This is a genomic window from Pelomicrobium sp. P1, from assembly GCF_052805615.1.
This window is the reverse complement of record NZ_JBRBEM010000003.1, coordinates 311,718-318,576: the sequence shown is the minus strand read 5'-3', so window position 1 is coordinate 318,576 and position 6,859 is coordinate 311,718. Positions and strand designations below refer to the sequence as shown.

Sequence of the window (6,859 nt, the reverse complement as noted above, 5' to 3'; positions counted from 1 at the left end):
TACATGATCGAAGCAAAGCCCGAGAATCTTGATTGGTGATCGCGCCTGCGACAGCGACACCCTGGACCAAGAGCTGAAGAAGGAGGGCGTGGAGCTCATTGCGCCGCATCGCTCCAACCGCAAGCTCGAGACCCAGGACGGGCGACGGCTGCGGCGCTACGAGCGGCGTTGGATCGTGGAGAGGTTCATTGCCTGGTTGCAATGGAAGCGCCGCCTCTTGGTTCGCTGGGAATACTACGCCGCAAACTTCCTGGGTTTCGTGCAGTTAGCGTGTATCACCATGCTGCTAAGGCAATTTTGAGATAGGTTCTAGACAGTTTGTCAGATATTAGACATGATAGGCCGCGAAAGACTCGCAAGCCATTGATTCGTGGTAGGCGGTCGGGGATTCGAACCCCGGACCAACGGATTAAAAGTCCGCTGCTCTACCGGCTGAGCTAACCGCCCGAAAAAGCGCGCATTTTACTGGCGGCGCGCTTTTTCCGTCAAGGAAAGCGCCGGGAGAAACCGCGCGCCTCAGGCCTCCTGCATCATGCGCCAGTACTGGTACTTCATGGTGCCGGCGGCGCCGATCACGATGCAAAAGAAGGTGATGAAGGAGCCAATGGCCAATGTGGAAATCCCGGTGATCGCCTGGCCCACAGTGCAGCCCATGGAAAGGGCGCCGCCCACGCCCATGAGGGCGCCGCCCACCACGTGGTTCGCGAAGTCCTTGAACGAAGCGAACCACTCGATGCGGAACCTGCGGCTTGCCACCGCGTAGAGAAACGCTCCGAAGATGACCCCCGTCAGGGTCATGAGGCCGAAATTGACCAGGGCGAAATTGGTGGGCTCCAGGAGATAGCGCACCGCGTCGCCCATGGGGCTCACAAAGGTGTAGGACTGGGTCTGCACCCGGCTCGGGATTTCGATCGCCATCTGGGCGGCTTCTTTCCACTTTTCCCCGATGGGACCGCCGGTGATGAACCATCCGGCGACAATGGCCAGGCCCACCACCGCCCCGCCCAGCACGTTGTCGAAGCTTCCGCGGAAGTCGGGGGACTTGAAGACGAAGGCGAGCATCCCCGCCACCACGAGGAAGCCGATCACCAGATGGCCGGCGCCGGCGGATTCGAGCCCCACCATGCCGGCGAGCACCGTGGCCACTTCCTGACTCCCCACCCCGTACTTGGCCAGATCGATGGTGAGGGGCTCCACCCAGGGGTGGAAGACCTTTTCATAAAAGGAGGTCCACATCATGAGGTAGGCGCCCAGGGAGGCGACCGCCAGCACCACCAGGGACTTCAGGTTACCGCCTCCCACCCGCACCATGGTCTTGTTGCCGCAGCCGCTGCCGAGCGTCATGCCGATGCCGAAGAGCAGCCCCCCGAGGACGTACCGGGGCCAGGCGAAGTTCGCGGTCCGGTAAGGAGGGAAGGTGTCCTGCCACAGGTTCACGAGGCCCGACGTCTCCATCAGGAGCACCCCCAGCGTGGCGACGGCCATGGCGAACACCCAGGCGCGCATGCGCCCCGTGTCCCCCATGTTCACCCAGTCGGAAACCGCTCCCATGGTGCAGAAATTGGTCTTGTAGACCACCGCCCCCATGATCGCGGCGATCACGAAAATGCTTAGCAGGACCTGATGGTGAATGGTGAATTCCATGATCGCCCCTCCAATGGGGCCGGCCCGTGACCTGTCGCGCCGGCCAATTAAGTAGTAATTGGAAAAATTCTAATAAGATGGCCGTTCTGTAGCCATCAGAAAAATTCGCGCGGCCATAACTCCGTTCGATGGACGGCGGTTCAGCCCGGCTGGTAGCGGGTGGGGTCCGGCAACCCCGCCGCCTCGAAGCCCGCCCGCCTCAGGCGGCACGCGTCGCAGCGCCCGCAGGCGAGCCCCTCCGGGGTGGCCTGGTAGCAGGAGACCGTGAGGGCGTAATCCGCCCCCAGGGCGGCGCCCCGTCGGATAATCTCCGCCTTGGAGAGGTGCACCAGGGGCGCGTGGAGGGTGAGGCGCCGTCCCTCCACCGCCGCCTTGGTGGCCAGGTTGGCCAGGGCCTCGAACGCCTGCAGATACTCCGGCCGGCAGTCGGGATAGCCCGAATAATCGATGGCGTTGGCGCCGATGAAGAGGTCCTGGGCCCCGAGCACCTCGGCGTAGGCGAGGGCGAGCGCCAGCAGGATGGTGTTACGGGCCGGAACGTAGGTGACCGGAATGCCCTCGCTCGGCGCCTCCGGGACGGGAATGGAGGCGTCGGTCAGGGCCGAGCCGCCGAAGACCGTCAAGTCCAGCTTCACCGTCTTGAGCGCCCGGGCACCTAAGGAGCGGGCGACGCGGCGGGCGGCTTCCAGCTCGGCGGCGTGCCGCTGGCCGTAGTCCACGCTCAATGGGTAGCAGTCGTAGCCTTCGCTTCGGGCGATGGCGAGGGTCGTGGCGGAGTCGAGCCCGCCCGAGAGAAGCACTACCGCTTTTTTCCCGGCTTGAGCCACCGCAGGCGTTCCCCCTCAATGGCCCGGCGCCTCACCCCAGAGCAGTTTGTGCAACTGGATCTGCAGGCGCACCGGGATGCGGTCCCGCAGGATCCATTCGGCGAGCCGGGCGGGATCCAGGCGGCCGTAGACCGGGGAGAACAGCACCGGGCAGAGGTCGGCCAGCCGGCGCTCGGCCAGGACCCGTTTCGCCCATTGGTAGTCGGCCTCGTCGGCGAGCACGATCTTGAGCTCGTCCCGGGGCGTCAAGTGGGCCAGGTTTTCCCAGCGGTTTTTGGCCTCCTCCCCCGACCCGGGCGCCTTCAGGTCCATCACCTTGGCGACGCGCGGGTCCACCGCCGACACATCCAGGGCGCCGCTCGTTTCCAGGGACACCTCGTACCCCGCATCGCATAAGGCCGTGAGAAGCGCAAGGCACGCCTTCTGGGCCAGGGGCTCGCCCCCGGTCACGCACGCGCGCCGGGTCCCGTAGCCGCCCACTGCCTCCAGGATTTCGGGAATGGTCATGAGCGTTCCGCCGTAGAACGCGTATTCGGTGTCGCACCAGACGCAGCGCAGGGGGCAGCCGGTCAGGCGCACGAATACGGTGGGAAGGCCCACCCGGCTGGTCTCCCCCTGGAGGGAGTGGAAGATCTCGGTAACGCGCAGCCGAGGAGGGGTCACTGCAGGGGCGGGATCACCGCAGGCTGGCCAGCCGTCGCTTCGCCTTTTCCGCCGCCTCCGTCAGAGGATACTTCTGCACCAGTTCCTCCAGGGTTTTTTTCGCCGCCGCCGTGTCCTTGAGTTCCTGCTGGCTGCTGGCGATCACCAGCAGGGCATCGGGCACCTTCTGGGCGGTGGGATAGGCGGCGATCATGCGCTGCTCGGCCGCGATGGCGTTCTTGAAGTCGCCCATCGCGTAGTAGGCGTTGCCCACCCAGTACAGGGCGCTCGGCGCCAAGGGGCTTTGGGGGTAGGTCTTGGCGAAATTGTTGAAGGCCGCGATGGCCGCCGGGTAGTTGGCCTGGCGGAAGAGAGTGAACGCGGACTCGTAGGCCCGTTGCTCCGCCGCCGGATCCACCGGGGCGGGGGAAGCCACCGCTGGGGCGGGCGCCCCGGCCACCGGCGGCAGCGCCGAAGCGGCAGGGCTCGTCCCAGGACCTGCCGCCGCCGGCTCTCCCGTGGGTGTGGCGGCGCCGGGCAGCGCCCCGGCCGCCCCGACGGGGGTGGGCTGCTCGAGCCGCCGCAGCCGGTTGTCCAGGTCCACGTAGAAATCCCGCTGGCGCTTGGCGTTCTGGTCCACGGCGTGAGCGACTTCCTCGATCCGGCCCCGCAGCTTGGCGAGCTCCGCGTTGAGCCGCTCGAGCTGGGCGTAGAGATCGAGCAGTCCCTGGGGTTTCTGTTGCGCTTGTTCTTCGAGCTTCTGGATGCGCTCCATGAGCGCCCCATTGCGCGCCTGGAGCTCCCGGATTTCCTGCTGCTGTTCCAGGATTTTCTTGCGCGCATCGGTGTCCTCGAACAGCCCGGCGCCGGCGCTGGTGGCCCACAGGGCCAGCGCGACGGCCGTCCACGCCGCCCGGGATCGGCGGGCGGCACGAGCATCACGGCCCATCGGCATCACGGTCATTCACCTCGATAGACGATGTCGGTGCGGCGATTCTGGGCCCAGCAGGCCTCGGTCTGCTCGGTGCAACGGGGCTTCTCCTCGCCGAAGCTCACCGTTTCGATGCGCGAGCCGCTCACGCCCAGGAGCTCCATCATCTTCTTCACGCTCTCGGCGCGCTTCTGACCCAGGGCCAGATTGTACTCCCGGCTGCCGCGCTCGTCGGCATTGCCCTGGAGAATCACCTGGCGATCCCCGTTCTGCCGCAGGTAGTTGGCGTGGGCCTGGACAATGGGCTTGTACTCGTCCTTCACCAGGAAGCTGTCGAAGTCGTAGTAGATGCTGCGCTTGGACAGGATGTTGCTGGGATCCTTGAGGGGATCCGCGGCCACCGCGGCGCCGCCCAGGGGCCGTGTGTCGGTGGTGCCGGGCTGGGCCGCGGCTCCGGGGGCTTGGGCGCCCGGCGCCCGCTCCTCCACCGCGGCGGGCTTCTGCTCCTCGAGGGGCGTGCTGGCGCAACCGGCCAGCAATCCAGCGAGCACAAGGGTGAAAGCGGTCTTCTTCATCATCGCGTCTCTCCTTCTCAGATCAGGTTTAGATTATTGAACAAAGGGACCCCAAGCCGGCTCTCGCACGTCGCCCGCGGGGACCGTAAGCCTTTGCCGCACACGCCCGTCGCTGGATACCGCGGCGAGGACCCCGCGCCCCCCCGCCTCGGTGGCGTAGAGGATCATCCTGCCGTTGGGGGCGAAGGTGGGGGACTCGTCCAGGCGCGAATCGGTGAGCACCTGCACCTGGCCGGTCACCATGTCCTGGACCGCCACGTTGAAGCGGCCGGCGCGCCGGGTGATAAAAACGAAGCTCTTGCCGTCGGGGCTGTAGTGGGGCGACACATTGTAGTCGCCCTCGAAGGTGAAGCGCACCGTGGAGCCGCCGTTCACGGCGATGCGGTAGATCTGGGGGCTGCCGCCTCGGTCCGAGGTGAACAGGATCCACTCCCCGTCCGGCGAGAAGCTGGGCTCGGTGTCGATCGCGCCCGAATGGGTGAGCCGCTTGAGCCCCGTGCCGTCGGTGTTGATGAGATAGATCTGGGAGATGCCGTCCTTGGTCAGCACCACCGCCAGGCGCCTGCCGTCCGGGGACCAGGCCGGAGCGCTGTTGGAGCCGGGGTAGTTGGCCAACACGCGCCGCTGCCCGGTGAGCAGGTTCTGGACGTAGACGATGGGCTTGCGGTTCTCGAAGGACACATAGGCGAGGCGGGTGCCGTCCGGAGACCAAGCCGGGGAGATGATGGGTTCGTTGGACGCCGCCACCGTCTGGGGATTGAAGCCGTCCGCGTCCGCCACCTGCAGCTCGTAGCGCTTGCCCTGGCGCACCACGTAGGCAACGCGGGTAGAAAACACGCCCTTGTCGCCGGTCAGCCGCTCGTAGATCTCGTCGGCGATGCGGTGGGCGGTCAAGCGCAGCTGGGCCGGGCTCACGGTATAGGTGAATCCGGCGATCTGCTGCTGCTTGAGCACGTCCAGGAGGCGGAAACGGATCTCGAACCGGCCGTCCTGGAGCGGCGCGACCGAGCCGATCACCAAGGCCTCCGCCCCCCGGGACTGCCATTCCGGGTAGAGCACCTCGCTCGGCTCCGACGGCCGGTTGTTGCCGGGCGGCACCAGGCGGAACAGGCCGCTGCGCGCGAGATCCGCCCCTACCACCTCAGTGACGGATTGAGGCAGGATCGGCTCCCGGGCGAAGGGCACCACGGCGATGGGGATCTGGGTCGCCCCACCGCCGATGATCTCGATGGTGAGGTTCGCCCGCGCCGGAAGACTGGCCGCCACGAGCAGGGCCAGGAGCGCGAGCCGTCCAAGCAAAAGGATCGAACGAACGGCTGGCTTCATGTAACTCCGAATTGTATCAGACAGTTCGACAAACCTATTCCGCCGGGCGGAACTTCAGGGTGAGGGTTCGAAACTGGGGGAACAGGGCCGGGTCCGGCGGCAGGGGCAGGGGCTCCGACTTCTTGATCGCCCGCTCCACCGCCGAGTCGTAGGCGGGCACCCCGCTCGTCTTCGTGAGCCGCGCGCTCAAGACTTCCCCGCTCGGCAGGAGCACCACCTCGAACACGGCCTCCGCATCGTGGGGCACCGCCGGAGGCATCACGATATTGTATTTGACCTTTTCCCGGATCCTGTGGATGTACTCGTCCCGCAGGCTGGCGATGGCGGCCAGCCGCTGGGCCTCGGCCCGGGCGGCGGCCTCCTGCTGGGCCCGCTTTGCTTCCAGGGCCGCCATCTCCCGCTTCACCTGCTCCTCCAGGGCCCTTTGCCGCTCCTCTTCCCGCTGCCGCTCCAGCTCCTCCTGCCGCTTGCGCTCGGCTTCCGCCTGCTTGCGCTTTTCCTCTTCTAGCCGCCGGCGCTCCTCCTCCTTCTTCCGGCGCTCCTGTTCCTGCTTCTCCTTGAGGGCGATGTCCGGCTTTTCGGGCGCCCTGGCCGGCGCCGGCTTGGGCTCCGGTTTGGGCTCGGGCTTGGGCTCACGCTTCGGCTCCGGCCTGGGCACGGGGGGCGGCTCCGGCTTCGCCTCCACCTTGGACGCCGGCTGGGGCGGCAGGCCCGCCCAGAGCTCCGCCTGGACCGGGGCAGGCGGCTCCGCCCGCCAGCTCACGCCGGCCATGAGAAATACCAGGAACAGGAGGTGCACGCCGAAGGCGAGCAGCGCGGCGCGCACTTTCCCCGGTTCCCGTTCGGAAGTCTCGGGATCGGGCCTGGAAAGCATGGCAGGTTCAGGGCCTGCGACCGCCTCCGCCATGGATGGG

7 protein-coding genes, 1 tRNA gene and 1 pseudogene are annotated in these 6,859 nt (G+C 66.8%); 1 reads left to right on the top strand and 8 read right to left on the bottom strand.

What is annotated here, in order from left to right; genetic code table 11:
* Positions 1-19: 19 nt before the first annotated feature.
* Positions 20-301, top strand: a pseudogene (locus tag ACUVYZ_RS05275) (IS5 family transposase); the annotation flags it as partial.
* Positions 302-371: 70 nt separating this feature from the next.
* Here the strand turns inward: ACUVYZ_RS05275 and ACUVYZ_RS05270 are convergent.
* The 8 genes from ACUVYZ_RS05270 to ACUVYZ_RS05235 all read right to left on the bottom strand — a co-directional run bounded on the left by ACUVYZ_RS05270 (position 372) and on the right by ACUVYZ_RS05235 (position 6,852).
* Positions 372-447 (bottom strand) — tRNA-Lys (locus ACUVYZ_RS05270).
* Between the two features lie 69 nt (positions 448-516).
* A complete protein-coding gene (locus ACUVYZ_RS05265; protein ID WP_439933617.1) occupies positions 517-1,644 on the bottom strand; it encodes a YeeE/YedE family protein in 1,128 nt (375 codons plus the stop codon).
* 140 nt (positions 1,645-1,784) lie between these two features.
* Positions 1,785-2,471, bottom strand: coding sequence for a 7-cyano-7-deazaguanine synthase QueC (gene queC, locus ACUVYZ_RS05260; protein WP_439933616.1), 687 nt, complete (start codon positions 2,469-2,471; stop codon positions 1,785-1,787).
* Positions 2,472-2,486: 15 nt separating this feature from the next.
* Positions 2,487-3,134 (bottom strand): 7-carboxy-7-deazaguanine synthase QueE, encoded by a 648-nt coding sequence (gene queE, locus ACUVYZ_RS05255; protein WP_439933615.1) that lies wholly within the window; start codon positions 3,132-3,134, stop codon positions 2,487-2,489.
* Positions 3,135-3,147: 13 nt separating this feature from the next.
* The gene (gene ybgF, locus ACUVYZ_RS05250) at positions 3,148-4,077 is read right to left on the bottom strand and encodes a tol-pal system protein YbgF (RefSeq protein WP_439933614.1); all 930 of its coding nucleotides are present in this window, start codon (positions 4,075-4,077) and stop codon (positions 3,148-3,150) included.
* Positions 4,074-4,622 carry a peptidoglycan-associated lipoprotein Pal gene (gene pal / locus ACUVYZ_RS05245; RefSeq protein WP_439933613.1) on the bottom strand — a complete coding sequence of 183 codons (549 nt, stop codon included), beginning with the start codon at positions 4,620-4,622 and terminating at the stop codon, positions 4,074-4,076. Before pal ends, ybgF begins: the two co-directional genes overlap by 4 nt.
* A 30-nt stretch (positions 4,623-4,652) precedes the next feature.
* On the bottom strand, positions 4,653-5,945 hold the full coding sequence (gene tolB, locus ACUVYZ_RS05240; protein ID WP_439933612.1) for a Tol-Pal system beta propeller repeat protein TolB: 1,293 nt from the start codon (positions 5,943-5,945) through the stop codon (positions 4,653-4,655).
* Between the two features lie 34 nt (positions 5,946-5,979).
* The gene (locus ACUVYZ_RS05235; protein ID WP_439933611.1) at positions 5,980-6,852 is read right to left on the bottom strand and encodes an energy transducer TonB; all 873 of its coding nucleotides are present in this window, start codon (positions 6,850-6,852) and stop codon (positions 5,980-5,982) included.
* Positions 6,853-6,859: the final 7 nt, after the last annotated feature.